This is a genomic window from Streptococcus sp. GMD3S, assembly GCF_000298695.2.
Lineage (GTDB): Bacteria > Bacillota > Bacilli > Lactobacillales > Streptococcaceae > Streptococcus.
Map to the genome: position 1 here is coordinate 1 of NZ_AJRC02000016.1, position 25,850 is coordinate 25,850.

A 25,850-nucleotide genomic window follows, 5' to 3' on the forward strand; every position below is an offset into this window, starting at 1 on the left:
TGCTTCCAGCAGACCAAACAGACTTGAAAGACGGTAGTCAAGCGACTCCAACTCAGCCAAGTAAAACGGAAGTGAAGACAGCAGAAGGCACATGGAGCTTCAAGTCCTATGACAAGACATCTGAAACTATTAATGGAGCAGATGCCCACTTTATCGGTACTTGGGAATTCACTCCAGCGCCAACAGTGACTCATAAGGCAACTCACGAGTTTGTCAGCGGAACTCCAGGAAAAGAACTTCCACAAGAAGTAAAAACTCTGCTTCCAGCAGACCAAACAGACTTGAAAGATGGCAACCAAGTAACTCCAACACAACCAAGTAAAACGGAAGTTAAGACAGCAGAAGGCACATGGAGCTTCAAGTCATACGACAAGACTTCAGAGACTGTCAACGGTTCAGATGTTAAGTTTGTAGGAACATGGGAATTTACAGCGAGCCCAGCATCAACAGTGACTCATAAAGCAGTTCACGAGTTTGTCAGCGGAACGCCAGGAAAAGAACTTCCACAAGAAGTGAAAACCTTGCTTCCAGCAGACCAAACAGACTTGAAAGATGGCAACAAAGTAACTCCAACGCAACCAAGTAAAACAGAAGTGAAGACAGCAGAAGGTACCTGGAGCTTCAAGTTCTACGATAAGACATCGGAAACAATTAATGGATCAGATGTTAAGTTTGTAGGTACATGGGAATTCACCCCATCCCCAACCTATAAGGCAACTCACGAGTTTGTCAGCGGAACTCCAGGTAAAGAACTTCCACAAGAAGTGAAATCCCTGCTTCCATCAGACCAAACAGACTTGAAAGATGGCAGTCAAGCAACGCCAACGCAACCAAGTCAAACAGAAGTTAAGACAGCAGAAGGTACCTGGAGCTTCAAGTCTTATGACAAGACATCTGAAACCATCAATGGAGCAGATGTTAAGTTTGTAGGTACATGGGAATTTACAGCAACTCCAGTTCCAACAGTGACTCATAAAGCGGTTCATGAGTTTGTCAGCGGAACGCCAGGAAAAGAACTTCCGCAAGAAGTGAAAACCTTGCTTCCGGCAGACCAAACAAACTTGAAAGATGGAAGTCAAGCAACACCAACGCAACCAAGTCAAACAGAGGTTAAGACTGCAGAAGGCACATGGAGCTTTAAGTCCTATGACAAAGCATCAGAAACCATCAATGGAGCGGATGCCCACTTCGTCGGTACTTGGGAATTTACCCCGGCACCAAATAAAAATTCTGGAAATAATAGCCAACCAGAAGAAGGAAGTAGTCAAACTAAGGCCTTGTTACCAAACACAGGCTCTGCAGTATCTGGTCTTCTTTCAATCATCGGTCTTGCCTTTGCAAGCCTAGCAGTTTTTGTCCTTCGCAAGAAAGACTAAGTCACTCTTAGTAAATGAGAGATTAACTGCTTAATTTCGTAGTATAAGAAGAGAGAACGAGAAATCGTTCTCTCTTTTTCTTGCATTTTATATCGAGATGTGATATAGTTTATATAACGAGGTGCGATATATCAAACTAAATAGGAGGTGTGATTAAATGGAATTAACAGATAAGATCAGGCGTGTTTACCTTCCCATGACTGAAACAGGTTTTTATATCTTGTTTTGTTTACAGAAGGAGAACCATGGATATGGTATCACACAAAAGGTCAAGGAAATGACAGATTCGCAAGTTTCGATTAGTCCTGGAACTATGTATGGGACCTTGTCAAAGATGGAAAAGGATGGCTTGATTTCCTTTGTCCGAGAAGAGGAAAAACGTAAAATCTATCAGATCACAGACTTGGGACGAAAAGTTTTAGATATTGAATTGAAACGTATTGAACGGCTCTACAGAAATAGTCGGGAGGAAGGATGATGGAAAAGAAAATTGTTTACCGAATTTTTACAATTGCGGATTATGAGAGTGAGGCTCTATACTTTAGAGAAATGCATGCTGAGGGCTGGAAACTTAGGAAAGTAAGCTATTCTATCTTATTGTTTGTAGTCAAGTATACCTTTGAAAAGTGTCAGCCTGAGCAGGTGTCTTATCAGTTGGATTTTTACCCGATGGAAAAATCAGAGAGATCCTCCTATTTACAACTATTTAAAGATTGTGGTTGGGAGCATATTACAGACTTTAATAGTTTTTCCTATTTTAGAAAAGCACATTCTGAAATTGAATCGGATGCAGAGTTTGAAATTTATAACGATGCTACTGGGAAGTTAGCTATGGTTAATCGCATTTTAAGACTGCGATTAGTACCTGTTTTACTTTTGCTAGCCATACATATACCATTCTTACTTAAATTGCTCAATAGAAGTAATGCGTATGGTCTATGGAGTTTTCTTGCGGTCGGGCTAGATGTTTTCTGGTCTTTAATCCTTTTGTTAATAGTTGCCTATATTAGCTGGAAGTTATGGCATAAAAAGAAGGAATTATCAGATTTATGATAGGCTAGGTATGCTCAAAATTGGAGGGGAAGTCATGATCAATAAAAAGCAATTTCGGATTTTTACCATTGTTGATTTGGACAAGGAAGAAGAGTATTTGCGTGAGATGCACTTGAAAGGCTGGAGATATAGAACGAGTCGTTTTGGTTTTTTCTATTTTTGCCAATGCCAACCTGACGATGTCATCTACCGTATCTATGATTCTAGATTTCTTAAAAAGTATAAGCATGAACTGCAAGATTTTAGAAATAGCGGTTGGGAATTGATAGAAACAGGTTTTTGTTCAATTCTTCGTAAACCAACTTCTGATATACTTTCAGAGGAGAAAGTCTATATGAGTAAGGGTCTCAGATGGGAAGTTATGCGGTCTAGACTTCGTTCCTGTATAGCCACTTTTTCAGGTGGTCTTGTTGTTTGCATGAGTTTGTATCGAGAAAACTTGTCTCAGTCTTTCTTTATTATTTTCTTTTTATACACTTGCTTAATTTCTTATCTAATCTATGGTTTTTTCAGACTTAAAAGGAAATACCAGGTAGATGAGTAGCAAGGTTCTAGGTCTTCAGACTGATTTTTAGCACTCTTGGTAAAAGAGTGCTAATTTTTTGAGTTTTTATCTTGACATTCTCTTCTAAGGGTGTATAATAGAATCATGAGTTAGCACTTGGGTACATAGAGTGCTAATCGATCGGACAGAGAGGAGTGATGAGATGGTTACAGAGCGTCAGCAGGATATTTTAAATCTGATCATTGACATCTTTACCAAAACGCACGAACCTGTCGGATCCAAGGCGCTACAAGAGTCTATCAATTCTAGTAGTGCTACCATTCGTAATGACATGGCAGCTCTAGAGAAGCAGGGTTTGCTTGAGAAGGCTCATACCTCAAGCGGTCGGATGCCAAGTGTCGCGGGATTTCAGTACTATGTGAAACACTCGCTTGCTTTTGACAGACTGGCTGAAAATGAGGTATACGAGATTGTCAAAGCCTTTGATCAGGAATTCTTCAAATTGGAGGATATCCTGCAAGAGGCTGCTAATCTACTGACAGACCTGAGCGGCTGTACGGTAGTAGCACTGGATGTTGAGCCGAGCAGGCAACGGTTGACAGCCTTTGATATCGTTGTTTTGGGGCAACATACAGCCTTGGCAGTATTTACCCTAGACGAGTCCCGAACGGTTACCAGTCAATTTCTGATTCCAAGGAACTTCTTGCAGGAAGATTTAAATCGCCTCAAGACCTTGATTCAAGAACGTTTCCTCGGTCACACGGTTCTAGATATTCACTACAAGATTCGGACGGAGATTCCGCAGATTATCCAGCGTTACTTCACAACAACGGACAATGTCATGGATCTCTTTGAACACATTTTTAAAGAAATGTTCAACGAAAACATTGTGGTATCGGGCAAGGTCAATCTCTTGAATTTTGCCAATCTAGCGGCCTATCAGTTCTTTGACCAACCGCAAAAGGTGGCTTTGGAGATTCGTGAGGGTCTGCATGAAGATCAGATGCAAAATGTTCGTGTTGCGGACAGTCAGGAATCCTGTCTAGCTAACCTAGCAGTGATTAGCAGTAAATTCCTCATTCCTTATCGAGGTTTTGGAATTCTAGCGATTATCGGTCCAGTCAACCTGGATTACCAGCAATTGGTCAACCAAGTCAATGTGGTCAATCGTGTTTTGACGATGAAGTTGACAGATTTTTATCGCTACCTCAGCAGCAATCATTACGAAGTAAATTAATTTTGAAATCAATAAAGGAGGCGAAAATGGCCCAAGATAAAAAAAACGAAGAAATGAAAGAAGAGGAAGTTGTGGAAACAACTGAAGAAACAACTCCTGAGAAGTCTGAGTTGGACTTGGCAAATGAACGTGCGGATGAGTTCGAAAACAAATACCTTCGCGCTCATGCAGAAATGCAAAATATCCAACGCCGTGCCAACGAAGAGCGTCAAAACTTGCAACGTTATCGTAGCCAAGACCTGGCAAAAGCAATCTTACCATCGCTCGACAACTTAGAACGTGCACTAGCCGTTGAAGGTTTGACAGACGATGTCAAAAAAGGATTGGAGATGGTGCAAGAGAGCTTAATTCACGCTTTGAAAGAAGAAGGAATCGAAGAAATCGCAGCTGACGGTGAATTTGACCATAACTACCATATGGCCATCCAAACTCTCCCAGCAGACGATGAACACCCAGCAGATACCATCGCCCAAGTCTTCCAAAAAGGCTACAAACTCCATGACCGCATCCTACGCCCAGCCATGGTAGTAGTATATAACTAGGCTAGAGAACTTAAAAACTTGTCCGAAACGACAATAAACTATGAAGAAAGTTAAAAAGCAAGCTGGAGGCTTGCAAGGAAGATGTTGCCCGCCGTGGTGAAAGTTTCAGTAGCGTGTGCTACTGAAACAGGGGATTTTTGAGACAATTGGCTCAAAAATAAGTGATGAAATCCCGTAGGGAGTTGCTCACGTCCCCACCACTTAAGGGGAATATTAAGAAAAGTCAAAAATAGAATATAAAATTTAAGGAGAAAAACACATGTCTAAAATTATTGGTATTGACTTAGGTACAACAAACTCAGCAGTTGCAGTTCTTGAAGGAACTGAAAGCAAAATCATCGCAAACCCAGAAGGTAACCGTACAACTCCATCTGTAGTATCATTCAAAAACGGAGAAATCATCGTTGGTGATGCTGCAAAACGTCAAGCAGTAACAAACCCAGATACTGTTATCTCTATCAAATCTAAGATGGGAACTTCTGAAAAAGTTTCTGCAAATGGAAAAGAATACACTCCACAAGAAATCTCAGCTATGATTCTTCAATACTTGAAAGGTTACGCTGAAGAGTACCTTGGTGAAAAAGTAACCAAAGCAGTTATCACAGTTCCAGCTTACTTCAACGATGCTCAACGTCAAGCAACTAAAGACGCTGGTAAAATCGCTGGTCTTGAAGTAGAACGTATCGTCAACGAACCAACTGCAGCAGCTCTTGCTTACGGTTTGGACAAGACTGACAAAGAAGAAAAAATCTTGGTATTCGACCTTGGTGGTGGTACATTTGACGTATCTATCCTTGAATTGGGTGACGGTGTCTTCGATGTATTGTCAACTGCAGGGGACAACAAACTCGGTGGTGACGACTTTGACCAAAAAATTATCGATCACTTGGTAGCAGAATTCAAGAAAGAAAATGGTATTGACTTGTCTACTGATAAGATGGCAATGCAACGTTTGAAAGATGCGGCTGAAAAAGCTAAGAAAGACCTTTCTGGTGTAACTTCAACACAAATCAGCTTGCCATTTATCACTGCAGGTGAGGCTGGACCTCTTCACTTGGAAATGACTTTGACTCGTGCGAAATTTGACGATTTGACTCGTGACCTTGTAGAACGTACAAAAGTTCCAGTTCGTCAAGCCCTTTCAGATGCAGGTTTGAGCTTGTCAGAAATCGACGAAGTTATCCTTGTTGGTGGTTCAACTCGTATCCCAGCCGTTGTAGAAGCTGTTAAAGCTGAAACTGGTAAAGAACCAAACAAATCAGTAAACCCTGACGAAGTTGTTGCTATGGGTGCTGCTATCCAAGGTGGTGTCATCACTGGTGATGTGAAAGACGTTGTCCTTCTTGATGTAACACCATTGTCACTTGGTATCGAAACAATGGGTGGAGTCTTCACAAAACTTATCGACCGCAACACTACAATCCCAACATCTAAATCACAAGTCTTCTCAACTGCGGCAGACAACCAACCAGCCGTTGATATCCACGTTCTTCAAGGTGAACGCCCAATGGCAGCTGATAACAAGACTCTTGGACGCTTCCAATTGACTGATATCCCAGCTGCACCTCGTGGAATTCCTCAAATCGAAGTAACATTTGATATCGACAAGAACGGTATCGTGTCTGTTAAGGCTAAAGATCTTGGAACTCAAAAAGAACAAACTATTGTCATCCAATCTAACTCAGGTTTGACAGACGAAGAAATCGACCGCATGATGAAAGATGCAGAAGCTAACGCTGAAGCAGATAAGAAACGTAAGGAAGAAGTTGACCTTCGTAACGAAGTAGACCAAGCCATCTTTGCGACTGAAAAAACTATCAAGGAAACTGAAGGAAAAGGCTTCGATGCAGAGCGTGACGCTGCCCAAGCTGCCCTTGATGACCTTAAGAAAGCGCAAGAAGACAACAACTTGGACGAAATGAAAGCAAAACTTGAAGCATTGAACGAAAAAGCTCAAGGGCTTGCTGTTAAACTCTACGAACAAGCCGCAGCAGCACAACAAGCTCAAGCAGGAGCAGAAGGCGCACAAGCAACAGGAAACGCAGGCGATGACGTCGTAGACGGAGAGTTTACAGAGAAGTAAGATGTTGAGGCGTTAAGAAAACGAAAGAAAAATAGGAAGCCATCGCCTTGTGTGATGCACAAAAGATGGCTTATCTTTTTTCCGAAGTTTTTAGCCGAAACTCAGTTAAGCCTAACTCGTTAAGAATGACGAATTACTAAGGTACTTTGTCTAAATGTAATAATGATAGGAAGAAATCCAGAGGTTGCAACCCAGCCTCTGTTTTTCGGTAAAATAGAGGATGTTGCGTATGAAAAAAGTACTTTGTATCATTTATCCTAATTTTTCTCTTCATGAGATAACCGCTTTAACAAGTACTTTAGCTCTGTCTTTTGACATCACGATTGATTATGTCGCTTCAGATTATTCGATAGTTATATCTGAGGATGGCTTGCCTTGTCGGTCTACAAAAACATTGGATCAAGTACGTATAGAAGAATATTCTTGTGTGATTTTGCCAGGAATGGTAAATATAGGTCCTGCTCTACAGGATGAAAAATTAAATTCGTTTTTGAGGGAACTCGGTAAGCAGGATATCTTAATTACAGCCATTTCTTCAGCACCTATTTTGTTGGCAAAAGCAGGTTTATTGAATGATACGAAATTTACAGGTGGGATTTGGCAAAACTTCTTTGACTATTTTGAATTTCTTCCTCGGAAAAATTTCAAAGCAAAAGCTGTCCTGCAAGATAAAAATATCATTACTGCTATTGGTTTTGCACATCAAGAGTTTGCAAGAAAAGTAATTCTTGGTCTAGATTTGACAGAAAATACTGACAACTATTTTAAAGAACAAGACGGGTATACAGAGGAGGATTTGATATTTACTCTATCAGATGAAGAGTTTGATGAAGTGAAGCAGAGTATAGAAAATACCCTCTAAATATTTACTTATAAATTATAGAAAGGAATAAGGGTGTTCGAGTAACTGAACACGGTTTCCGAAATTTCTAACTCAATATAAAAGAAAGGAATTGAACCCGACCTAAATGGTGGTTTAATTCAAAATATCAATAGAAAGGAACAAGTGTGTTCAGGGAATTGAACACGGGCTACGGACTGTGCCAAAAAGATAGTTTTTTCTAGGACGTAAGTGTTTGTCGTCAAAACTCCTATTTTGGCTGTGTCCGTTTGACGCCCTTTGTATCTTGAATTATGAACAATACTGAATTTTATGATCGTCTGGGGGTGTCAAAAAACGCTTCGGCAGACGAGATCAAAAAGGCTTATCGTAAGCTTTCCAAAAAATACCACCCAGATATTAACAAGGAGCCTGGCGCTGAGGAAAAATACAAGGAAGTTCAAGAAGCCTATGAGACTTTAAGTGACGACCAAAAACGTGCAGCCTACGACCAGTATGGTGCTGCAGGTGCCAACGGTGGCTTTGGTGGTGCTGGCGGTTTTGGTGGCTTTGACGGAGCAGGTGGCTTCGGTGGTTTTGAAGATATCTTCTCAAGTTTTTTCGGGGGGGGCGGAGCTTCACGCAATCCAAACGCTCCTCGTCAAGGGGATGACCTCCAGTACCGTGTGAACTTGACCTTTGAAGAAGCTATCTTCGGAACAGAAAAAGAAGTTAAGTACAACCGTGAAGCCAGCTGTCGTACATGTAATGGATCTGGTGCTAAGCCAGGGACAAGTCCAGTCACTTGTGGACGCTGTCATGGTGCTGGTGTTATTAACGTTGATACGCAGACTCCTCTTGGTATGATGCGCCGTCAAGTAACTTGTGATGTCTGTCATGGTCGCGGAAAAGAAATTAAAGATCCATGTACAACTTGTCACGGAACAGGTCATGAAAAACAAGCTCATAGCGTACATGTGAAGATCCCTGCTGGTGTGGAAACAGGCCAACAAATCCGCCTAGCTGGTCAAGGTGAAGCAGGCTTTAACGGTGGACCTTATGGTGACTTGTATGTAGTAGTTTCTGTGGAAGCTAGCGATAAGTTTGAACGTGAAGGAACAACTATTTTCTACAAGTTAAATCTTAATATTGTCCAAGCTACTCTTGGAGATACTGTGGAAATTCCAACCGTGCATGGAGATGTTGAATTGGTTATCCCAGAAGGAACTCAGACTGGCAAGAAATTCCGTCTGCGTGGCAAGGGAGCACCGAGCCTTCGTGGCGGTGCCGTTGGTGACCAATACGTTACTGTCAATGTCGTGACTCCGACAGGTTTGAACGACCGCCAAAAAGCAGCGCTTAAAGAGTTCGCAGCTGCAGGTGACTTGAAAGTCAATCCAAAGAAAAAAGGCTTCTTTGACCATATAAAAGATGCCTTTGAAGGAGAATAAAGTAAAAAGAGCCGGCGGGCTCTTTTTTTGTTATCATTAAAAATTTAGTATCGAGAAATCATTCTCCAGTTAGTGTACTATTTATACTTTTGAGTGAGCAAGCCAGCCACATCCATCTCCTGGATGAGTTGCTTGAATTCCTCTTCCTTTCCAGGCTTAACGGTGACGGTGTCAATGCGCTTAATCGCCGAATTATCCTGAATATCTACTAAGGTCAAAGCTTTTTCATAGAATGCGATTCCCTTTTTAAAACTTTCCTGATTATTCCAAAAGAGAAGTGAGTAATTAGGGTTAAATTTCTTTCCTTTTTCTTGGAAATACTTCTCGCCCTCCTCCCCTAAAAATTGTATTAAACCACGATTGAATAAGTTGTCTCCTACTTTATAGTAGGAAATATCTCTTGTCTGGAGGACATAGACTTTCAGTCGGTTTTTGGTGAGTTTTGGACTTTCCTTTAGGACGGGGTGGCTATTGACAACCTCATCTGAGAAAGTAACATAAAAATTTAATCCTCCACCCTCGTATTGATAGTATCCATCTGATTCTACTTTCTCAGGAGGGAGGTCAAGGGAGATAAAGATTTGTTTTAAGGTTTCATTCCCATTTCGGATGTCACTCGGTGAGGCCTTGAAAAGATTCATCACTAGTAGAAATGCTAGGGCTGCAAGCAAGCAGAGACAGCCGCAAATAATCGCGATGACCTTCGCTAGAACTTTTAAAGACTGTTTCATTTTCATTCCCTCCCTTTTCTGTTCGAATTTAGTAACCCAAAATGGAATTAAGAAAAGTTGGAGGCTTTCTTATTCTTGTTTTTCTTCTTGGAGAACCGCCATTCTGGTCTGGAAATCTTTTTCCAAGACTTTGAACTTGTAGGTCAAGTCTTTTTGGTATTCCTTGATAAGGGTTTTTTGTTGGTCGATGATTTGTAGGCTGTTTTGGATGATATCCAAATCATCCTTGATAGCTTGGACACGGTCAGTTGTATCTAGCACCTCATCCTGAATGGCTTGGCGATTTTTCACGACAAAATAACTTCCAGCTGCAGCTCCTGCAAATAGCAATAGATTGGATAGTTTCATGGCATCTCCTTAAGCGTTTTTAATGGTTTCAGCGACTTGAGCAAGTTTGTCAAAGTCAGGTTCGTGGGCGATAAAGTCAATCTTGAGGTCATCTTCTGCACCGTAGCGAGGTACGAGATGCACGTGAGTATGAAAGACTGTTTGACCAGCAACTTCCTCACAGTTGGCGATGATGTTCATTCCGGCAGCCTTGGTAGCCTTCATGACTTTTTGAGCCACTGTTGGTACTTGGGCAAAGAGTTGGCTAGCGCTGGCAGCGTCCATCTCCAAAAGATTGCGAAAATGCTCTTTGGGTACAATGAGGGTGTGTCCAGGCGTTACTTGAGAGATATCAAGAAAGGCAAGAACCTGCTCATCTTCGTATACTTTTGAAGCAGGAATCTCCCCTGCGATAATCTTACAAAAAATGCAATCTGACATAAAATCCACCTCTACTGTATTGAATTTTGATATAATATAGCTACATTATACCAGATTCGGAGAAAATATGTTAGAAATTAAAAACCTGACAGGAGGCTATGTCCATGTTCCTGTCTTGAAAGATGTGTCCTTTACAGTTGAAAGTGGGCAGTTGGTCGGTTTGATTGGTCTCAACGGTGCTGGGAAATCAACGACAATCAATGAGATTATTGGACTGTTGACACCTTACAGTGGGGAAATTAAGATTAACGGTCTCACCCTGCGAGAAGATGCGACCAGCTATCGCAAACAGATTGGCTACATCCCAGAAACGCCTAGCTTGTATGAGGAATTGACCCTCAGAGAGCATATCGAGACGGTTGCCATGGCCTATGGTATTGAGCAAAAAGTGGCTTTTGATCGTGTGGAACCTTTATTAAAAATGTTTCGTTTGGACCAAAAATTAGACTGGTTTCCTGTGCATTTCTCCAAAGGGATGAAGCAGAAGGTCATGATTATCTGTGCCTTTGTCGTGGATCCTAGCCTCTTTATCGTCGATGAGCCTTTTCTTGGTCTCGATCCCTTGGCGATTGCCGACTTGATTCAGCTTTTGGAAGTAGAAAAGCAAAAAGGCAAGTCTATTCTCATGAGTACCCATGTGCTGGACTCGGCGGAAAGGATGTGTGACGCCTTTGTCATCCTCCACAAGGGAGAGGTGAGGGCTCAGGGGAACCTCCAGCAACTCCGCGAGGCTTTTGATATGCCCGAGGCTAGCTTGAATGATATTTACTTGGCTCTAACCAAAGAGGAGGACCTATGAAAGACTTGTTTTTAAGGAGAAAGCAGGCTTTTCGTAAGGAGTGTGTCGGTTATCTGCGTTATGTTCTCAATGACCACTTTGTCTTATTCCTGCTGGTTCTCATCGGTTTTTTAGCCTACCAGTACAGTCAACTCCTGCAACATTTTCCTGAAAACCACTGGCCTATCCTCTTGTTTTTGGGGATTGTATCTGCCTTGCTTTTGGCTTGGGGAGGAATCGCGACCTACATGGAAGGACCTGACAAGCTCTTTCTCTTAGTCAGTGAAGAGGAAGTTAAGTCTCACCTCAAAGGGCAGACGATGCGCTCACTGGTCTTTTGGCTTTTTGTCCAGACCCTTTTCTTGCTTTTATTTGCGCCCTTATTTTTAGCCATGGGTTATGGCTTGCCAGTCTTTCTCATCTATGTGCTTTTGTTGGGAGCTGGGAAATATCTCCTCTTTCGCCAAAAATCCAGTAAATTTTTTACAGAGACTGGGCTTGACTGGGACTATGTCGTTTCCCAAGAAAGCAAGCGCAAGCAAGTCTTGCTTCGTTTCTTTGCTCTCTTTACTCAGGTCAAGGGCGTTTCAAATAGTGTCAAACGTCGCGCTTATCTGGATTTTATCCTTAAAGCAGTTCAGAAGGTACCTGGGAAAATTTGGCAAAATCTCTATCTTCGTTCTTACTTGCGAAATGGAGACCTCTTTGCCCTCAGTTTGCGCCTCTTGCTCCTATCCTTGTTAGCTGTGATCTTTATCGAGCAAGCTTGGATCGCGACGGCAGTGGTGGTTCTATTTAACTATCTCCTGCTCTTTCAGTTACTGGCCCTCTATCATGCCTTTGACTACCAGTACTTGACTCAGCTCTTTCCACTAGAAAAAGGGGAGAAAGAGAAGGGATTGAAACAGATTGTGCTTGGTGTGGGAAGTGCAGTTCTTTTGCTGGAATTGCTGGTCGGAGCAGTGGTTTTTCAAGAAAAAATAGCCTTGTTGGCTCTTGTAGGGGCTAGTCTCTTCCTACAATTGTTTTATTTGCCTTACCAACTAAAAAGATTGGTTGACGAATAGACCAAAAACTAGTAGAATAGTAAGGAAACTTTATACGGAGGAAAGAAATGGACTTGGGTGATAATGAGCTAACGCTGACCCCTATCCCTGGGAAGAGTGGCAAAGCTTATATGGGAAGCTACCCTGATGGGAAGCGCGTCTTTGTAAAAATGAACACCTCTCCAATCCTACCTGGCCTAGCCAGAGAACAAATCGCTCCTCAATTACTATGGACTCGTCGTTTAGCGGATGGTCGTGATATGTGTGCTCAGGAATGGCTGACGGGTAAAATCTTGACCCCTTACGATATGAATCGCAAGCAGATTATCAATATCTTGAACCGCCTTCACCGCTCGCGTCCCTTGATGAAGCAGTTGAGCCGTTTGGGATATACCATGGAAACACCAGTTGATTTGCTACGTTCTTGGCAGCAAGGAGTTCCAGAAATCTTGAAGCAGAATCACTATTTGAACAGTGTGATTGCGGAACTAGGTAAGACGGTTCCAGGTTTTAGGGAAGACCATGCAACGATTGTGCATGGGGATCTTCGTCATAGTAATTGGATTGAGACGGAGAGTGGACTCGTTTATCTAGTGGATTGGGATTCGGTTCGTCTGACGGATCGTATGTTTGATGTGGCGCATTTGCTATGCCACTACATTCCAGATCATCAGTGGCGTCAATGGTTGAGAGACTACGGCTATAAGTACAATCAGACAGTGTTAGATAAATTGTATTGGTATGGTCAGTATTCTTATTTGAACCAGATTGCCAAATACTGTGAAAATCAAGATTTAGACAATGTAAACCGGGAGATTTACGCCTTGCGTGTCTTCCGCGATAAGTATGGAAAGAAGAGATGAGAGTTAGAAATCGTAAAGGGGCGACAGAATTACTAGAGGCCAATCCTCAGTATGTGGTCCTCAATCCCTTGGAAGCTAAAGGGAAATGGCGAGACTTGTTTGGAAATGATCATCCTATTCATGTAGAGGTTGGAAGTGGGAAAGGGGCCTTCGTATCCGGAATGGCCAAGCAAAATCCTGACATCAACTACATCGGGATTGATATCCAAAAGTCGGTATTGAGTTATGCCTTGGATAAGGTATTAGAAGTTGGAGTGCCCAACATCAAGTTGCTGTGGGTAGATGGTTCAGATCTGACCGACTACTTTGAAGACGGTGAGATTGATCGTCTCTACCTAAACTTTTCAGATCCCTGGCCTAAAAAACGCCATGAAAAACGTCGTTTGACTTACAAGAGTTTCTTGGATACCTTCAAGCGCATCTTGCCTGAGAATGGGGAAATCCATTTCAAGACAGATAACCGTGGCTTGTTTGAGTACAGTCTAGTGAGCTTTTCTCAGTATGGGATGAAACTCAATGGTGTTTGGCTGGACTTGCATGCCAGTGATTTTGAAGGCAATGTCATGACAGAGTATGAGCAAAAATTCTCCAGCAAAGGTCAAGTGATCTATCGAGTTGAAGCAGAATTTTAAGAAATAGCTTGAAAACCAGCTGTTTGAGTGCTAATGCTTTACATAAATTGACAAACGTGCTATACTGATAGTAAGAATATGAGAAAGAGAGGCGGGGAAATATCTTCGCCTCTTGCTTATGAGGAGGTGGACGCAATCGCAACAATCGTAGAATTAGTCAGAGAAGTTGTAGAACCTGTCATCCAAGCGCCTTTCGAGCTCGTGGATATCGAGTATGGAAAGATTGGCAGTGACATGATTCTCAGTATTTTTGTAGATAAACCCGAAGGAATTACCTTGAACGACACGGCAGACCTGACAGAAATCATCAGTCCTGTTCTTGATACTATCAAGCCTGATCCCTTCCCAGAACAATATTTCCTAGAAATCACCAGTCCAGGCTTGGAACGTCCTTTGAAAACCAAGGATGCTGTCGCTGGAGCGGTTGGGAAATACATTCATGTCGGGCTCTACCAAGCCATCGATAAACAAAAAGTCTTTGAAGGAACTTTGGTATCCTTTGAAGAGGATGAGTTGACCATGGAATATATGGACAAGACACGTAAGAAAACCGTCCAAATTCCATACAGTTTAGTATCAAAAGCACGTTTAGCAGTAAAACTATAGAAAAGAAAGGATAGCTTTTGAGGATTCAAAAGTAAAAAGAACATGAGTAAAGAAATGCTAGAGGCCTTCCGCATTTTGGAAGAAGACAAGGGAATCAAAAAAGAAGACATCATCGACGCAGTAGTAGAGTCGCTTCGTTCCGCTTATCGCAGACGCTATGGTCAATCTGATAGCGTAGCCATCGACTTCAATGAAAAAACAGGTGACTTTACTGTCTATACTGTTCGTGAAGTGGTTGATGAAGTATTTGATAGCCGTTTGGAAATCAGCTTGAAAGATGCTCTTGCCATTAATTCAGCCTATGAACTTGGTGACAAAATCAAGTTTGAAGAAGCACCTGCTGAGTTTGGTCGTGTAGCAGCCCAATCTGCTAAACAAACCATCATGGAAAAAATGCGCAAGCAAACACGTGCCATCACTTACAATACTTATAAAGAACATGAACAAGAAATCATGTCTGGTACAGTAGAACGATTTGACAACCGCTTTATCTATGTCAATCTCGGCAGCATCGAAGCCCAATTGTCAAAACAAGACCAAATCCCTGGAGAAGTTTTTGCTTCCCACGACCGTATCGAAGTCTACGTTTACAAGGTTGAAGACAATCCTCGTGGTGTCAATGTCTTTGTTAGCCGAAGCCATCCAGAAATGATCAAACGCTTGATGGAGCAAGAAATTCCAGAAGTTTACGATGGAACTGTTGAAATCATGAGCGTAGCCCGCGAAGCTGGTGACCGTACCAAAGTTGCCGTTCGTAGCCACAATCCAAACGTGGACGCTATCGGGACAATCGTTGGACGTGGTGGTGCCAACATCAAGAAAATAACCAGCAAATTCCACCCAGCTCGTTACGATGCCAAGAGCGACCGCATGATTCCTGTCGAAGAAAACATCGACGTTATCGAGTGGGTAGCAGATCCAGCTGAGTTTATTTACAATGCCATCGCACCTGCAGAGGTTGACCAAGTTATCTTTGATGAAAACGACAGCAAACGTGCCTTGGTCGTTGTGCCTGATAACAAGCTTTCTCTTGCCATCGGTCGTCGTGGACAAAACGTTCGCTTGGCGGCTCATTTGACAGGTTACCGTATCGATATCAAGTCTGCCAGTGAGTTTGAAGCTATGGAAGAAGCAGGTCAAGTGGATTACGCAGCTGCGGACGAATTGATCGAAGAATAAAAGCTGCTAGAGGAGGGAAAGATGAAAACAAGAAAAATCCCTTTGCGCAAGTCTGTTGTATCCAACGAAGTGATTGATAAGCGTGATTTGCTCCGCATTGTCAAGAACAAAGAAGGGCAAGTCTTTATCGATCCGACAGGCAAGGCCAATGGTCGTGGCGCTTATATCAAGCTAGACAATGCAGAAGCCCTAGAGGCCAAAAAGAAGAGAGTCTTTAACCGCAGCTTTAACATGGAAGTGGAAGAAAGCTTTTATGACGAGTTGATTGCTTATGTGGATCACAAAGTGAAAAGAAGAGAGTTAGGACTTGAATAAGCAAAAGATAAGTAATCTCTTGGGACTTGCTCAACGAGCAGGCCGGATCATATCAGGAGAGGAATTGGTGGTTAAAGCCATCCAAGACCAGAAAGCCAAGCTAGTCTTTCTAGCCCATGATGCTGGTCCCAATCTGACCAAGAAGATTCAAGATAAAAGTGACTATTATCAAGTAGAAGTTATAACCGTGTTTTCAACACTGGAATTAAGCATAGCAGTCGGAAAATCGAGAAAGGTTTTGGCTGTGACAGATGCTGGATTTACAAAGAAAATGAGGTCTCTTATGGAATAGAAGAGGAGGACATGATTTGTCTAAGAAAAGATTGTACGAAATCGCAAAAGAACTTGGAAAAGAAAGTAAAGAAGTTGTAGCGCGTGCAAAAGAGTTGGGCTTGGATGTGAAAAGCCACTCATCGAGCGTGGAAGCTGCTGCTGCTGAGCAAATCGCAGCGAGCTTTAAATCTGCACCTGCTCCTAAGGCAGAAGCAAAACCTGCAGCACCAAAAGCAAGTGTAGAAAAGAAAGCAGAAAAGCCTGTATCAGCTAAACCAGTAGCCGCTAAGGAAGAAAGCAAATCAGCTACACCTGCAGCTCCTAAGGAAGAAAAAGTAGTGGCCGCAAGACCACAGAGTCGAAACTTCAAGGCGGAGCGTGAGGCGCGTGCCAAAGAGCAGGCAGAGCGACGCAAACAAAACAAGGGCAACAACCGTGACCAACAACAAAACGGCAACCGTCAGAAAAATGACGGCCGTAATGGTGGTAAACCTGGTCAAGGGAACCGCGACAATCGCCGATTTAACGACCAAGGGAAAAAACCACAAGGTCAAGGAAATCGTGGCAATGATCGCCGTCTGCAACAAGACTTCCAGCCAAAACAAGCTGGGCCACGTGTTGACTTTAAAGCCCGTGCAGCAGCCCTAAAAGCAGAGCAAAATGCAGAGTACGCACGCTCAAGCGAGGAGCGCTTCAAACAATCGCAAGCAGCCAAAGAAGCCTTGGCTCAAGCTAACAAACGCAAGGAGCCAGAGGAAATCTTTGAGGAAGCTGCTAAGCTAGCTGAACAAACGCAACCAGCCGTAACAGTAGCTCCTGTAGCGAAAGAAGCGCCAGTGGATACACGTCGTAAAAAACAAGCTCGACCAGACAAAGAACGTGACGATTATGATCACGAAGAAGATGGTCCTAGAAAACAACAAAAGAATCGAAGTAGTCAGAATCAAGTGAGAAATCAAAGAAATAGTAACTGGAATAACAACAAGAAAAATAAAAAAGGGAACAAGCAAAACAACCGTAACCAGGCTCCAAAACCTGTTACAGAGCGTAAGTTCCACGAATTGCCAACAGAATTTGAGTATACAGATGGTATGACTGTTGCGGAAATCGCAAAACGGATCAAACGTGAACCAGCTGAAATCGTTAAGAAACTCTTTATGATGGGTGTCATGGCCACACAAAACCAATCCTTGGATGGGGAAACCATTGAACTCCTCATGGTGGATTACGGTATTGAAGCCAAACAAAAGGTTGAAGTGGATAATGCCGACATCGAACGTTTCTTTGTCGAAGATGACTATCTTAACGAAGATGAATTGGTTGAGCGTCCACCAGTTGTAACCATCATGGGACACGTTGACCATGGTAAGACAACCCTCTTGGATACCCTTCGTAACTCTCGTGTAGCGACAGGTGAAGCAGGTGGTATCACGCAGCATATCGGTGCCTACCAAATCGTGGAAAATGGCAAGAAGATTACCTTCCTTGATACACCAGGACACGCGGCCTTTACCTCTATGCGTGCGCGTGGTGCATCTGTTACCGATATTACTATCTTGGTTGTAGCGGCCGATGATGGGGTTATGCCTCAGACTATCGAAGCCATCAACCACTCAAAAGCGGCCAACGTTCCAATCATCGTAGCTATCAACAAGATTGATAAACCAGGTGCCAACCCAGAACGCGTTATCGGTGAATTGGCAGAGCATGGTGTCATGTCAACAGCTTGGGGCGGAGATTCTGAATTTGTTGAAATCTCAGCTAAATTCAACCAAAATATCGAAGAATTGTTGGAAACAGTCCTTCTTGTGGCTGAAATCCAAGAACTCAAAGCAGACCCAACAGTGCGTGCTATCGGTACGGTTATCGAAGCGCGCTTGGATAAAGGAAAAGGTGCAGTCGCAACCCTTCTTGTCCAACAAGGTACCTTGAATGTCCAAGACCCAATCGTTGTCGGAAATACCTTCGGTCGTGTCCGTGCTATGACCAATGACCTTGGTCGTCGTGTCAAGGTTGCAGGCCCATCAACACCAGTTTCTATTACAGGTTTGAACGAAGCGCCAATGGCGGGTGACCACTTTGCCGTTTACGAAGATGAAAAATCTGCGCGTGCAGCCGGTGAAGAGCGTGCGAAACGTGCCCTCATGAAACAACGCCAAGCTACCCAACGTGTCAGCCTTGAAAACCTCTTTGATACACTTAAAGCTGGTGAGCTCAAGTCAGTTAATATCATCATCAAGGCCGACGTACAAGGTTCTGTTGAAGCCCTTTCTGCCTCCCTTCAAAAGATTGACGTAGAAGGTGTCAAAGTTACCATCGTTCACTCAGCGGTCGGTGCCATCAATGAATCTGACGTGACTCTTGCCGAAGCTTCAAATGCCTTTATCGTTGGTTTCAACGTACGCCCTACACCACAAGCGCGTCAACAAGCGGAAGCTGACGATGTAGAAATCCGTCTCCACAGCATTATCTACAAGGTTATCGAAGAGATGGAAGAAGCCATGAAAGGGATGCTTGACCCAGAATTTGAAGAAAAAGTTATCGGTGAAGCAGTTATCCGTGAAACCTTTAAGGTATCTAAAGTGGGAACTATCGGTGGATTCATGGTTATCAACGGTAAGGTTACCCGTGACTCGAAAGTCCGTGTTATCCGTGACGGTGTCGTTATCTATGACGGTGAACTCGCAAGCTTGAAACACTACAAAGACGACGTCAAAGAAGTTACAAACGGTCGTGAAGGTGGATTGATGATTGATGGCTACAATGATATCAAGACTGATGATGTGATTGAGGCTTATGTCATGGAAGAAATCAAACGATAATAGAGAAACGATAGCCAATTTGACTCGTCGTCAACAGCGCCTTGATGAACCCTTAGTTCTATCTAAGGCTTATTTCCTAGATTCAAATGGCTCTAGTTCCTCTATCTAACAGAAATAGCTAGGTCTGCTGGCCTAGCTTTTGGTTCAAAGTAGAGAAAGGAATATCATGGCAAATCATTTCCGTACGGATCGTGTGGGCATGGAAATCAAGCGTGAAGTCAATGAGATTTTGCAAAAGAAAGTCCGTGATCCACGTGTCCAAGGTGTGACCATTACAGATGTTCAGATGCTAGGTGATTTGTCTGTTGCCAAGGTTTACTACACCATTTTGAGTAACCTTGCTTCGGATAACCAAAAAGCTCAAATCGGGCTTGAGAAAGCAACTGGTACCATCAAACGTGAACTTGGTCGCAATTTGAAATTGTACAAAATCCCAGATTTGACCTTCGTCAAAGACGAATCCATCGAATATGGAAACAAGATTGACGAAATGCTACGCAATCTGGATAAGAACTAAGAAAGAGGGGATACCCCTCTTTTTTCTTGTCAGAGTAGTCTATTTGTTAATCATCAATATGTTGCCTTTGTAAAACGCAGTTTAAAAAATTTGTAAATTTCAAATAGTATGATATGATAAAGCTTGATATAAATGAAAAACGGAGAGACATATGGCTAAACAAGATATAGCTATGCAAGTGCTGCAACAAGTGGTAAAATTACCCGTAGTCAAAGTTGATCGAGAGAAATTTTTAGTAGAAAAGTTTTCAAAGGAATTAGACCGTAAGGATATTCCAACTTTGATTGAACAAGGACCGACGGCTTTATTACCCCAGGAAAGCTTGGATAGAGTGGCCAAGGCCTGTATTAAGGATAATGTCCTGTTAGCCAGTGGAACTTCGGTTTTGGCAGGTCTACCTGGAGGGATTCTCATGGCGATCACTATCCCAACAGACGTAGCTCAGTTTTATGGTTTTTCATTGAAATTAGCTCAAGAACTAGGGTATATTTACGGATTTGATGATCTCTGGGCATCGCGCAATGAGTTAAGCGAGGAAGCTAAAAACACACTTCTACTGTACCTCGGTGTGATGCTGGGAGTAAATGGTACAGCTGCATTGCTTCGAGCGGGAGGTGTTGCGGTTGCTAAGCAAGTGATGAAAACCGTTCCTCAGAAAGCCTTGACAAAGACCCTCTGGTATCCGATTTTGAAAAAAGTTTTGAAAATTTTTGGTGTTAATCTGACAAAAGGAGGCCTAGCCAAAGGAATGGGGAAATTCATTCCTATCCTAGGTGGTATTATTTCAGGTGGCTTAACCTTTGCGACCATGAAACCGATGGGGGAAAGCTTGCAACAGGAGTTATCTAAATTAGTTAACTATAATGAAGAACAATATCAAGAAGACATAGAAACTATCCGAAAAGAAGCTGAAATCATCGAAGGTGAGTAATATGGGATTCATTAAAATTCTGACCAAGACTTACGGGAATTACTTTTTTGTGATGCAAAGCATCAAAGTCCTGAAGAACATGAAAAAAGATGACAATGCTCTAGTAGGTTTCGGGAAAGTACTGCTTGCTGACAAGCTGATGGATGTAGCCCAGTGGCTCGCAAAACCAGATGATAAGGAATAACTTGAAATGAAAGAAACTAGCAGGAACTACGCTGCTAGTTTTTTAATCTCTTCCCATATGGTATAATATAAGCAGTAAAATCATTTTATACTCTTCGAAAATCTCTTCAAACCACGTCAGCTTCACCTTGCCGTAGGTATGGTTACTGACTTCGTCAGTTCTATCCACAACCTCAAAACACTGTTTTGAGCAACCTGTGGCTAGCTTCCTAGTTTGCTCTTTGATTTTCATTGAGTATTAGAACATACAATGGAGGTCGTCATGGACAATATCATCGATGTATCAATTCCCGTTGCAGAAGTGGTAGACAAGCACCCGGAAGTCTTGGAAATCCTAGTGGAGCTTGGTTTTAAACCACTTGCTAATCCCTTGATGCGCAACACAGTCGGTCGCAAAGTATCGCTTAAGCAGGGTTCTAAACTTGAAGGAACTCCTATGGACAAGATTGTCCGCACACTGGAAGCGAATGGTTACGAAGTGATTGGATTAGACTAATGGCAGATGAACGGATTCATATCCTACGGGATATTTTGTTAGAATTGCACAACGGCGCCTCTCCCGAGTCAGTTCAGGAGCGTTTTGATGCGACTTTTACGGGTGTTTCAGCCATTGAGATTTCCCTCATGGAGCACGAGCTGATGAACTCAGACTCAGGTGTCACCTTTGAAGATGTCATGGAACTCTGCGATGTCCATGCTAATCTTTTTAAAAATGCTGTTAAGGGCGTCGAAGTAGAGGATACTGAACACCCTGGCCATCCCGTTCGCGTCTTCAAGGATGAAAATCTGGCTCTCCGTGCAGCTTTGATTCGCATTCGGAGACTGTTGGATACCTATGAGTCTATGGAAGATGAGGAAATGCTGGCAGAGATGCGCAAGGGCTTGGTCCGTCAAATGGGGCTGTTGGGGCAATTTAACATCCATTATCAGCGCAAGGAAGAGCTCTTTTTTCCCATCATGGAGCGCTATGGTCACGATTCACCTCCTAAAGTCATGTGGGGGGTGGATGACCAGATCAGAGAACTCTTTCAGACAGCTCTAGCGACGGCTAAGGCACTACCAGAAGTGGCGATTTCCACTGTAAAGGAGGCCTTTGAAGCTTTTGCGACAGAGTTTGAAAGTATGATTTTCAAGGAAGAGTCCATCCTTCTCATGATTCTTCTTGAGTCGTTCACCCAGGATGACTGGATTCAGATTGCGGAGGAGAGCGATGCCTACGGCTATGCCATCATCCGTCCGTCTGAAAAATGGGTGCCAGAACGACAGAGTTTCGTTGAGGAAAAGAGTGCAGAGGAGCCCGTGCAGCTGGACACGGCTGAAGGTCAAGTTCAGCAAGTTATCGATACACCAGAAGGCCAGTTCACCATTACCTTTACCCCTAAGGAAAAGGAAGCAGTGCTGGACCGTCATAGTCAACAGGCTTTTGGCAATGGTTATCTCTCCGTCGAGCAGGCCAATCTCATCCTCAATCACCTCCCTATGGAGATCACTTTTGTCAATAAAGACGATATTTTTCAGTATTACAATGACAATACGCCAGCTGATGAGATGATTTTCAAACGGACGCCGTCCCAAGTCGGGCGCAATGTAGAACTCTGCCATCCGCCCAAATATCTAGAAAAGGTGAAGGCCGTTATGCAAGGTCTTCGTGAAGGGGTCAAGGACAAGTATGAAATGTGGTTCAAGTCAGATTCGCGAGGCAAGTTTGTCCACATTACCTATGCTGCGGTACACGATGAAAACGGGGAATTCCAAGGCGTGTTGGAGTATGTTCAGGATATCCAGCCCTACCGAGAGATTGATACGGACTTCTTCCGTGGATTAGAATAAGGAGAATCAATGAGTTACGAACAGGAATTTATGAAGGAATTTGAAGCTTGGGTCAATACCCAGATCATGATCAACGACATGGCGCACAAGGAAAGTCAAAAGGTCTACGAAGAAGACCAAGACGAACGTGCCAAAGATGCCATGATTCGCTACGAAAGTCGCTTGGATGCCTACCAGTTCTTGCTTGGTAAGTTCGAAAATTTCAAGGCAGGCAAGGGATTCCATGATTTGCCAGAAGGATTGTTTGGTGAGCGAAACTATTAAAATACAGATACTTTCTTGATTTTTTCCCAAAATCTTGATAGAATATCTTTATTAAATCCTTGTCAGAGCAGGGATTTTTTATTGAAAGGATTTTATCATGTCAAAGAAACTCCAACGTAAAAAACAATTGCGAAATAGCCTTCGTCGCTCAGGTGCCTTTTCAAGTACGGTGACCAAAGTTGTCGAAGAGACCAAAAAAGTCGTGAAACACGCAGAAAAATCTGCCAGCGAAGCAGGAAAAGTTGTCTCTAAAAAAGTGGAACAAGCAGTAGAAGCGACCAAGGAACAAGCTCAAAAAGTAGCCAATTCAGTAGAAGATTTCGCAGCTACTTTGGGTGGCCTCTCAGTAGATCGTGCTAAGACTTTCTATGATGAGGGGATCAAGTCGGCTGCTGACTTTAAAAACTGGACTGAAAAAGAACTCCTTGCCTTGAAGGGAATCGGCCCAGCTACCATTAAGAAATTAAAAGAGCACGGAATCAGCTTCAAGTAATCTTTCTTGCCCCTTGCATTTCCGAGAAAAACTTGCTACAATAGAGCCATTAGAGGTGTTTTGGATCCCACATTTTACAGAAAGTGGCGGTGCTGAGAAGTCCACAAATGTGTCAAAACTGGTTGCTGATGGATGAAAAATGAAATAATATTGTCTTTTTATTTATAAAGACGAGAGTTGCGGGCCTTGCCCGAAATTGGGTGGTACCGCGGATAAACACATTCGTCCCTGTCATGGATATGGCAGGGGCGATTTTTTGTAGAAAGCGAGGTAGAAGGATGACAAGAGCAGAGTTGCCAGAACGTTTAGAAACCGAACGGCTAGTCTTACGAGTCCGTACCGTGGCTGATGTTGTGGATATCTTTGACTATGCCAGTAGGTCAGAAGTTTCCTATCCAGCAGGCTTTCCGCCCGTCAAGAGCTTGGAAGATGAGATTTATTATCTGGAGCATACCCTTCCCGAGCGCAATGAAAAGGACAATCTCCCAGCTGGTTACGGCATAGTGGTTAAAGGGACCGATACTATTATCGGCTCTGTTGATTTCCCTCGTCGTCATGAGGATGATGTCTTGGAGATTGGCTATATCTTACATCCAGACTATTGGGGTCTAGGTTATGTTCCAGAAACTGCGAGTACCTTGATTGATTTAGCTTTTAAAGAACTTGGTCTTCACAAGATTGAGCTGACTTGTTTTGGCTACAATGTCCAAAGTCAACGAGTCGCAGAGAAACTTGGCTTTACCTTAGAAGCTCGCATAAGAGACCGCAAAGATGCCCAAGGCAACCGCTGTGACAGTCTGATATATGGCTTGCTGAAGAGTGAGTGGGAGGTGAAAAATGAATAGTCAGATTATTGAGCTCGATAAAGATACTCTAAAGTATATGTTGGATGCTAGTGGAGGTTTTGACGAAAATAATGAGATTTTTAAATTTTTGCTAACAATTTTTGCTTCAAGTGTATCAGAGAATACCCAAAATGAATTGCCAAATCTATTTTCAAAATTCAAACGTCCTTCTCTTCAAACTAAGGCAAATCAAATTATTGGGCAAAATTTGGATGAACTACATTTTTTAGAGTTAGATATACCAAAAACTTTTACATTGAGCAACAGTGGCATTAAACAATTAATCAATTGTGTTAGAAAAGAAATCATGATGAAAATAAGAAACAGTCTATCGTTATATGATAGGAGTTACATGATTATTCAGATGAGTTTGTTAGCAAGCGTGTTAAGTAAAATTACAATGTATTTAAATACAGATTTTATCCAAGAAGAACGTGATTGCATTGATTTTCTTATTAAGCAGTTTAATAGAATAAACACATACACTTTTTTTGATCCCAGAGTGTTTTTAGGAGAATTAAAAACATGTTTAGAGTTGATTGTTAATGAACTTTTAACAATGGAATTATTGGAAGATAGTCAATTTCAGAAAATTCCGTCTATAAATTTTCAAGCTATGTTTGATTTGTTCGGATTATCTTTTTCAATAATTCAGTTAGATAGTTATATCGATGTTTTACCTTTTCTAAAAGAACAAGAAAGAGATGAAATTCAATTCACCAGAGGAGAAGGAATTGTATTTCCAAGCCGAATATTTGAACAATTTTCTAAATATATTAGCGAAACGAGAGATGAGATAGTTATAATTGGAGATAAAAAAATTGATATTATTATGAGATACCTTGAAAAAGTTAAAAAGGTGTCGCCTTCAATTTTAGAAAAATATTTGAGTGTAACGGATGATGAAAGAGCTTTTAAGCTGGGTAATAACTATGTTAGTGTTGCTGAAAGAGACTTACTTGTTAATGATTTAGCTTTAAATCAGAGAATATCTGTAGATACTGCTAAATTGATTATTGAAAATTTAACTCTCAATAATCAAGAGTTTTATAGAAATAAAATTGAAAGTTTAGTAGGTGAACCAAATAAAAGAATGTTTCGTTCCCCTTTAATAAACTTTTCGAATTTCGATGTAGTTCCAGTCTTTTCATTTTTGGAATCTGCTAAATATTTTCCATACAGAATATTACGAACAGATATTTTATATAAAAAAAATGGACAAGAATGGACACGATTAATTAAAGAAAATTTTGACGAGCGTTTATTGCCCAAACTCAAAGATATAGCTTTAAAAATTGATGTTAATGCTAGGACTAATTATTATTTAAATCAATCAAAACATAAAGAAATAAAAAATTTAATAAAATCAAAGAAATTAATGGGAGAAATTGACTTATTCTTTGTATATAATTCTACTTTATATATTTACGATTTAAAAAATTATGGTTTAGCAAGAAATATGAGGCAATGTAAAAGCATTATTAATACTTCAATCTATAAAGAGTTTTCAAAACTACGAAAATTGAAGACCGAGATTGAGGCACATAAGGAACTATTCGAGGCAGAGTTTGGTAGGTTCATTCATATAGAAATTGGAATAGTTACTGTCAATACGACGCCCTATAAATATTTTAAGAATGGTAGAGTTATATCTATGCCAGAACTGCAAATAAATCATAAACTATTGATTTAAATATATTAAGGAGC

30 protein-coding genes are annotated in these 25,850 nt (G+C 41.9%); 27 read left to right on the forward strand and 3 right to left on the reverse strand.

Annotated features, from left to right (window positions below):
* From GMD3S_RS10945 to dnaJ, 9 genes are all read left to right on the forward strand, one after another.
* On the forward strand, nucleotides 1-1,376 hold a 1,376-nt coding region (locus tag GMD3S_RS10945), incomplete at its 5' end, for an SHIRT domain-containing protein (protein WP_000685446.1).
* Nucleotides 1,377-1,533: 157 nt separating this feature from the next.
* Nucleotides 1,534-1,854: a PadR family transcriptional regulator gene (locus GMD3S_RS0207715; RefSeq protein WP_000423979.1), complete on the forward strand. Its 321-nt coding sequence runs from the start codon at nucleotides 1,534-1,536 to the stop codon at nucleotides 1,852-1,854.
* Nucleotides 1,854-2,429 (forward strand): DUF2812 domain-containing protein, encoded by a 576-nt coding sequence (locus GMD3S_RS0207720; RefSeq protein ID WP_000412261.1) that lies wholly within the window; start codon nucleotides 1,854-1,856, stop codon nucleotides 2,427-2,429. The genes GMD3S_RS0207715 and GMD3S_RS0207720 overlap by 1 nt, the downstream gene beginning before the upstream one ends.
* A gap of 34 nt (nucleotides 2,430-2,463) precedes the next feature.
* Nucleotides 2,464-2,973: a DUF2812 domain-containing protein gene (locus GMD3S_RS0207725; protein ID WP_008277505.1), complete on the forward strand. Its 510-nt coding sequence runs from the start codon at nucleotides 2,464-2,466 to the stop codon at nucleotides 2,971-2,973.
* A 163-nt stretch (nucleotides 2,974-3,136) separates the two neighbouring features.
* On the forward strand, nucleotides 3,137-4,171 hold the full coding sequence (hrcA, locus tag GMD3S_RS0207730; protein ID WP_000255746.1) for a heat-inducible transcriptional repressor HrcA: 1,035 nt from the start codon (nucleotides 3,137-3,139) through the stop codon (nucleotides 4,169-4,171).
* A 26-nt stretch (nucleotides 4,172-4,197) separates the two neighbouring features.
* Nucleotides 4,198-4,713: a nucleotide exchange factor GrpE gene (gene grpE, locus GMD3S_RS0207735; RefSeq protein ID WP_000046057.1), complete on the forward strand. Its 516-nt coding sequence runs from the start codon at nucleotides 4,198-4,200 to the stop codon at nucleotides 4,711-4,713.
* A gap of 259 nt (nucleotides 4,714-4,972) precedes the next feature.
* Nucleotides 4,973-6,796 (forward strand): molecular chaperone DnaK, encoded by a 1,824-nt coding sequence (gene dnaK, locus GMD3S_RS0207740; RefSeq protein WP_000034683.1) that lies wholly within the window; start codon nucleotides 4,973-4,975, stop codon nucleotides 6,794-6,796.
* A 229-nt stretch (nucleotides 6,797-7,025) separates the two neighbouring features.
* A complete protein-coding gene (locus GMD3S_RS0207745; RefSeq protein WP_000756337.1) occupies nucleotides 7,026-7,658 on the forward strand; it encodes a DJ-1/PfpI family protein in 633 nt (210 codons plus the stop codon).
* Between the two features lie 272 nt (nucleotides 7,659-7,930).
* Nucleotides 7,931-9,067, forward strand: coding sequence for a molecular chaperone DnaJ (gene dnaJ / locus GMD3S_RS0207750; protein ID WP_001066315.1), 1,137 nt, complete (start codon nucleotides 7,931-7,933; stop codon nucleotides 9,065-9,067).
* Between the two features lie 77 nt (nucleotides 9,068-9,144).
* On the opposite strand, the gene GMD3S_RS0207755 is transcribed toward dnaJ, so the two are convergent.
* The 3 genes from GMD3S_RS0207755 to GMD3S_RS0207765 all read right to left on the reverse strand — a co-directional run bounded on the left by GMD3S_RS0207755 (nucleotide 9,145) and on the right by GMD3S_RS0207765 (nucleotide 10,566).
* Nucleotides 9,145-9,804 (reverse strand): hypothetical protein, encoded by a 660-nt coding sequence (locus tag GMD3S_RS0207755; protein WP_000782733.1) that lies wholly within the window; start codon nucleotides 9,802-9,804, stop codon nucleotides 9,145-9,147.
* 63 nt (nucleotides 9,805-9,867) lie between these two features.
* Nucleotides 9,868-10,146, reverse strand: a complete 279-nt coding sequence (locus GMD3S_RS0207760) for a hypothetical protein (RefSeq protein WP_000777746.1) — start codon at nucleotides 10,144-10,146, stop codon at nucleotides 9,868-9,870.
* A gap of 9 nt (nucleotides 10,147-10,155) precedes the next feature.
* Nucleotides 10,156-10,566, reverse strand: a complete 411-nt coding sequence (locus tag GMD3S_RS0207765) for an HIT family protein (protein ID WP_001278305.1) — start codon at nucleotides 10,564-10,566, stop codon at nucleotides 10,156-10,158.
* Nucleotides 10,567-10,633: 67 nt separating this feature from the next.
* Between GMD3S_RS0207765 and GMD3S_RS0207770 the strand changes: the two genes are divergently transcribed.
* The 18 genes from GMD3S_RS0207770 to GMD3S_RS0207860 all read left to right on the forward strand — a co-directional run bounded on the left by GMD3S_RS0207770 (nucleotide 10,634) and on the right by GMD3S_RS0207860 (nucleotide 25,836).
* Nucleotides 10,634-11,365 (forward strand): ABC transporter ATP-binding protein, encoded by a 732-nt coding sequence (locus GMD3S_RS0207770; RefSeq protein ID WP_000889939.1) that lies wholly within the window; start codon nucleotides 10,634-10,636, stop codon nucleotides 11,363-11,365.
* Nucleotides 11,362-12,411, forward strand: a complete 1,050-nt coding sequence (locus tag GMD3S_RS0207775) for an ABC transporter permease (protein WP_000653805.1) — start codon at nucleotides 11,362-11,364, stop codon at nucleotides 12,409-12,411. Before GMD3S_RS0207770 ends, GMD3S_RS0207775 begins: the two co-directional genes overlap by 4 nt.
* A 47-nt stretch (nucleotides 12,412-12,458) precedes the next feature.
* Complete coding sequence (gene ccrZ / locus GMD3S_RS0207780; RefSeq protein WP_000363014.1) at nucleotides 12,459-13,253, forward strand: cell cycle regulator CcrZ; 795 nt, start codon at nucleotides 12,459-12,461, stop codon at nucleotides 13,251-13,253.
* Nucleotides 13,250-13,885 (forward strand): tRNA (guanosine(46)-N7)-methyltransferase TrmB, encoded by a 636-nt coding sequence (trmB, locus tag GMD3S_RS0207785; protein WP_001266088.1) that lies wholly within the window; start codon nucleotides 13,250-13,252, stop codon nucleotides 13,883-13,885. Before ccrZ ends, trmB begins: the two co-directional genes overlap by 4 nt.
* 126 nt (nucleotides 13,886-14,011) lie before the next feature.
* On the forward strand, nucleotides 14,012-14,491 hold the full coding sequence (gene rimP, locus GMD3S_RS0207790; RefSeq protein WP_000338695.1) for a ribosome maturation factor RimP: 480 nt from the start codon (nucleotides 14,012-14,014) through the stop codon (nucleotides 14,489-14,491).
* 42 nt (nucleotides 14,492-14,533) lie between these two features.
* Nucleotides 14,534-15,670, forward strand: a complete 1,137-nt coding sequence (gene nusA, locus GMD3S_RS0207795; protein ID WP_000032277.1) for a transcription termination factor NusA — start codon at nucleotides 14,534-14,536, stop codon at nucleotides 15,668-15,670.
* A gap of 21 nt (nucleotides 15,671-15,691) precedes the next feature.
* Complete coding sequence (gene rnpM / locus GMD3S_RS0207800; protein ID WP_000857564.1) at nucleotides 15,692-15,985, forward strand: RNase P modulator RnpM; 294 nt, start codon at nucleotides 15,692-15,694, stop codon at nucleotides 15,983-15,985.
* Complete coding sequence (locus GMD3S_RS0207805; RefSeq protein ID WP_001041396.1) at nucleotides 15,978-16,277, forward strand: YlxQ-related RNA-binding protein; 300 nt, start codon at nucleotides 15,978-15,980, stop codon at nucleotides 16,275-16,277. Before rnpM ends, GMD3S_RS0207805 begins: the two co-directional genes overlap by 8 nt.
* 16 nt (nucleotides 16,278-16,293) lie before the next feature.
* Nucleotides 16,294-19,080: a translation initiation factor IF-2 gene (gene infB, locus GMD3S_RS0207810; protein ID WP_000039179.1), complete on the forward strand. Its 2,787-nt coding sequence runs from the start codon at nucleotides 16,294-16,296 to the stop codon at nucleotides 19,078-19,080.
* A 166-nt stretch (nucleotides 19,081-19,246) separates the two neighbouring features.
* Entirely contained in the window at nucleotides 19,247-19,597 is a 351-nt protein-coding gene (gene rbfA, locus GMD3S_RS0207815) for a 30S ribosome-binding factor RbfA (protein ID WP_001273601.1), read from the forward strand.
* A 151-nt stretch (nucleotides 19,598-19,748) separates the two neighbouring features.
* Nucleotides 19,749-20,528 carry a hypothetical protein gene (locus tag GMD3S_RS0207820; protein WP_001118425.1) on the forward strand — a complete coding sequence of 260 codons (780 nt, stop codon included), beginning with the start codon at nucleotides 19,749-19,751 and terminating at the stop codon, nucleotides 20,526-20,528.
* Nucleotide 20,529: 1 nt separating this feature from the next.
* Nucleotides 20,530-20,712 carry a hypothetical protein gene (locus tag GMD3S_RS0207825; protein WP_000505783.1) on the forward strand — a complete coding sequence of 61 codons (183 nt, stop codon included), beginning with the start codon at nucleotides 20,530-20,532 and terminating at the stop codon, nucleotides 20,710-20,712.
* A 261-nt stretch (nucleotides 20,713-20,973) separates the two neighbouring features.
* Entirely contained in the window at nucleotides 20,974-21,207 is a 234-nt protein-coding gene (locus tag GMD3S_RS0207835; protein WP_000368739.1) for a DUF1858 domain-containing protein, read from the forward strand.
* The gene (locus GMD3S_RS0207840; protein ID WP_000752872.1) at nucleotides 21,207-22,541 is read left to right on the forward strand and encodes a DUF438 domain-containing protein; all 1,335 of its coding nucleotides are present in this window, start codon (nucleotides 21,207-21,209) and stop codon (nucleotides 22,539-22,541) included. The genes GMD3S_RS0207835 and GMD3S_RS0207840 overlap by 1 nt, the downstream gene beginning before the upstream one ends.
* Nucleotides 22,542-22,550: 9 nt before the next feature.
* The gene (locus tag GMD3S_RS0207845) at nucleotides 22,551-22,805 is read left to right on the forward strand and encodes a DUF1912 family protein (RefSeq protein WP_000119707.1); all 255 of its coding nucleotides are present in this window, start codon (nucleotides 22,551-22,553) and stop codon (nucleotides 22,803-22,805) included.
* A 97-nt stretch (nucleotides 22,806-22,902) separates the two neighbouring features.
* Nucleotides 22,903-23,298, forward strand: a complete 396-nt coding sequence (locus tag GMD3S_RS0207850) for a helix-hairpin-helix domain-containing protein (protein WP_000038699.1) — start codon at nucleotides 22,903-22,905, stop codon at nucleotides 23,296-23,298.
* Nucleotides 23,299-23,576: 278 nt separating this feature from the next.
* Entirely contained in the window at nucleotides 23,577-24,143 is a 567-nt protein-coding gene (locus GMD3S_RS0207855) for a GNAT family N-acetyltransferase (protein WP_000196179.1), read from the forward strand.
* Complete coding sequence (locus GMD3S_RS0207860; RefSeq protein ID WP_001088062.1) at nucleotides 24,136-25,836, forward strand: hypothetical protein; 1,701 nt, start codon at nucleotides 24,136-24,138, stop codon at nucleotides 25,834-25,836. Before GMD3S_RS0207855 ends, GMD3S_RS0207860 begins: the two co-directional genes overlap by 8 nt.
* The last annotated feature ends 14 nt before the right edge of the window (nucleotides 25,837-25,850 follow it).

Excerpts from the sequence above, each read along its gene's own strand:
- GMD3S_RS0207715 (WP_000423979.1), top strand. The coding sequence starts at position 1,534 with ATGGAATTAACAGATAAGATCAGGCGTGTTTACCTTCCCATGACTGAA.
- GMD3S_RS0207720 (WP_000412261.1), top strand. The coding sequence starts at position 1,854 with ATGGAAAAGAAAATTGTTTACCGAATTTTTACAATTGCGGATTATGAG.
- GMD3S_RS0207725 (WP_008277505.1), top strand. The coding sequence starts at position 2,464 with ATGATCAATAAAAAGCAATTTCGGATTTTTACCATTGTTGATTTGGAC.
- hrcA (WP_000255746.1), top strand. The coding sequence starts at position 3,137 with ATGGTTACAGAGCGTCAGCAGGATATTTTAAATCTGATCATTGACATC.
- grpE (WP_000046057.1), top strand. The coding sequence starts at position 4,198 with ATGGCCCAAGATAAAAAAAACGAAGAAATGAAAGAAGAGGAAGTTGTG.
- dnaK (WP_000034683.1), top strand. The coding sequence starts at position 4,973 with ATGTCTAAAATTATTGGTATTGACTTAGGTACAACAAACTCAGCAGTT.
- GMD3S_RS0207745 (WP_000756337.1), top strand. The coding sequence starts at position 7,026 with ATGAAAAAAGTACTTTGTATCATTTATCCTAATTTTTCTCTTCATGAG.
- dnaJ (WP_001066315.1), top strand. The coding sequence starts at position 7,931 with ATGAACAATACTGAATTTTATGATCGTCTGGGGGTGTCAAAAAACGCT.
- GMD3S_RS0207755 (WP_000782733.1), bottom strand. The coding sequence starts at position 9,804 with ATGAAAATGAAACAGTCTTTAAAAGTTCTAGCGAAGGTCATCGCGATT.
- GMD3S_RS0207760 (WP_000777746.1), bottom strand. The coding sequence starts at position 10,146 with ATGAAACTATCCAATCTATTGCTATTTGCAGGAGCTGCAGCTGGAAGT.
- GMD3S_RS0207765 (WP_001278305.1), bottom strand. The coding sequence starts at position 10,566 with ATGTCAGATTGCATTTTTTGTAAGATTATCGCAGGGGAGATTCCTGCT.
- GMD3S_RS0207770 (WP_000889939.1), top strand. The coding sequence starts at position 10,634 with ATGTTAGAAATTAAAAACCTGACAGGAGGCTATGTCCATGTTCCTGTC.
- GMD3S_RS0207775 (WP_000653805.1), top strand. The coding sequence starts at position 11,362 with ATGAAAGACTTGTTTTTAAGGAGAAAGCAGGCTTTTCGTAAGGAGTGT.
- ccrZ (WP_000363014.1), top strand. The coding sequence starts at position 12,459 with ATGGACTTGGGTGATAATGAGCTAACGCTGACCCCTATCCCTGGGAAG.
- trmB (WP_001266088.1), top strand. The coding sequence starts at position 13,250 with ATGAGAGTTAGAAATCGTAAAGGGGCGACAGAATTACTAGAGGCCAAT.
- nusA (WP_000032277.1), top strand. The coding sequence starts at position 14,534 with ATGAGTAAAGAAATGCTAGAGGCCTTCCGCATTTTGGAAGAAGACAAG.
- rnpM (WP_000857564.1), top strand. The coding sequence starts at position 15,692 with ATGAAAACAAGAAAAATCCCTTTGCGCAAGTCTGTTGTATCCAACGAA.
- rbfA (WP_001273601.1), top strand. The coding sequence starts at position 19,247 with ATGGCAAATCATTTCCGTACGGATCGTGTGGGCATGGAAATCAAGCGT.
- GMD3S_RS0207820 (WP_001118425.1), top strand. The coding sequence starts at position 19,749 with ATGGCTAAACAAGATATAGCTATGCAAGTGCTGCAACAAGTGGTAAAA.
- GMD3S_RS0207825 (WP_000505783.1), top strand. The coding sequence starts at position 20,530 with ATGGGATTCATTAAAATTCTGACCAAGACTTACGGGAATTACTTTTTT.
- GMD3S_RS0207835 (WP_000368739.1), top strand. The coding sequence starts at position 20,974 with ATGGACAATATCATCGATGTATCAATTCCCGTTGCAGAAGTGGTAGAC.
- GMD3S_RS0207840 (WP_000752872.1), top strand. The coding sequence starts at position 21,207 with ATGGCAGATGAACGGATTCATATCCTACGGGATATTTTGTTAGAATTG.
- GMD3S_RS0207845 (WP_000119707.1), top strand. The coding sequence starts at position 22,551 with ATGAGTTACGAACAGGAATTTATGAAGGAATTTGAAGCTTGGGTCAAT.
- GMD3S_RS0207850 (WP_000038699.1), top strand. The coding sequence starts at position 22,903 with ATGTCAAAGAAACTCCAACGTAAAAAACAATTGCGAAATAGCCTTCGT.
- GMD3S_RS0207855 (WP_000196179.1), top strand. The coding sequence starts at position 23,577 with ATGACAAGAGCAGAGTTGCCAGAACGTTTAGAAACCGAACGGCTAGTC.
- GMD3S_RS0207860 (WP_001088062.1), top strand. The coding sequence starts at position 24,136 with ATGAATAGTCAGATTATTGAGCTCGATAAAGATACTCTAAAGTATATG.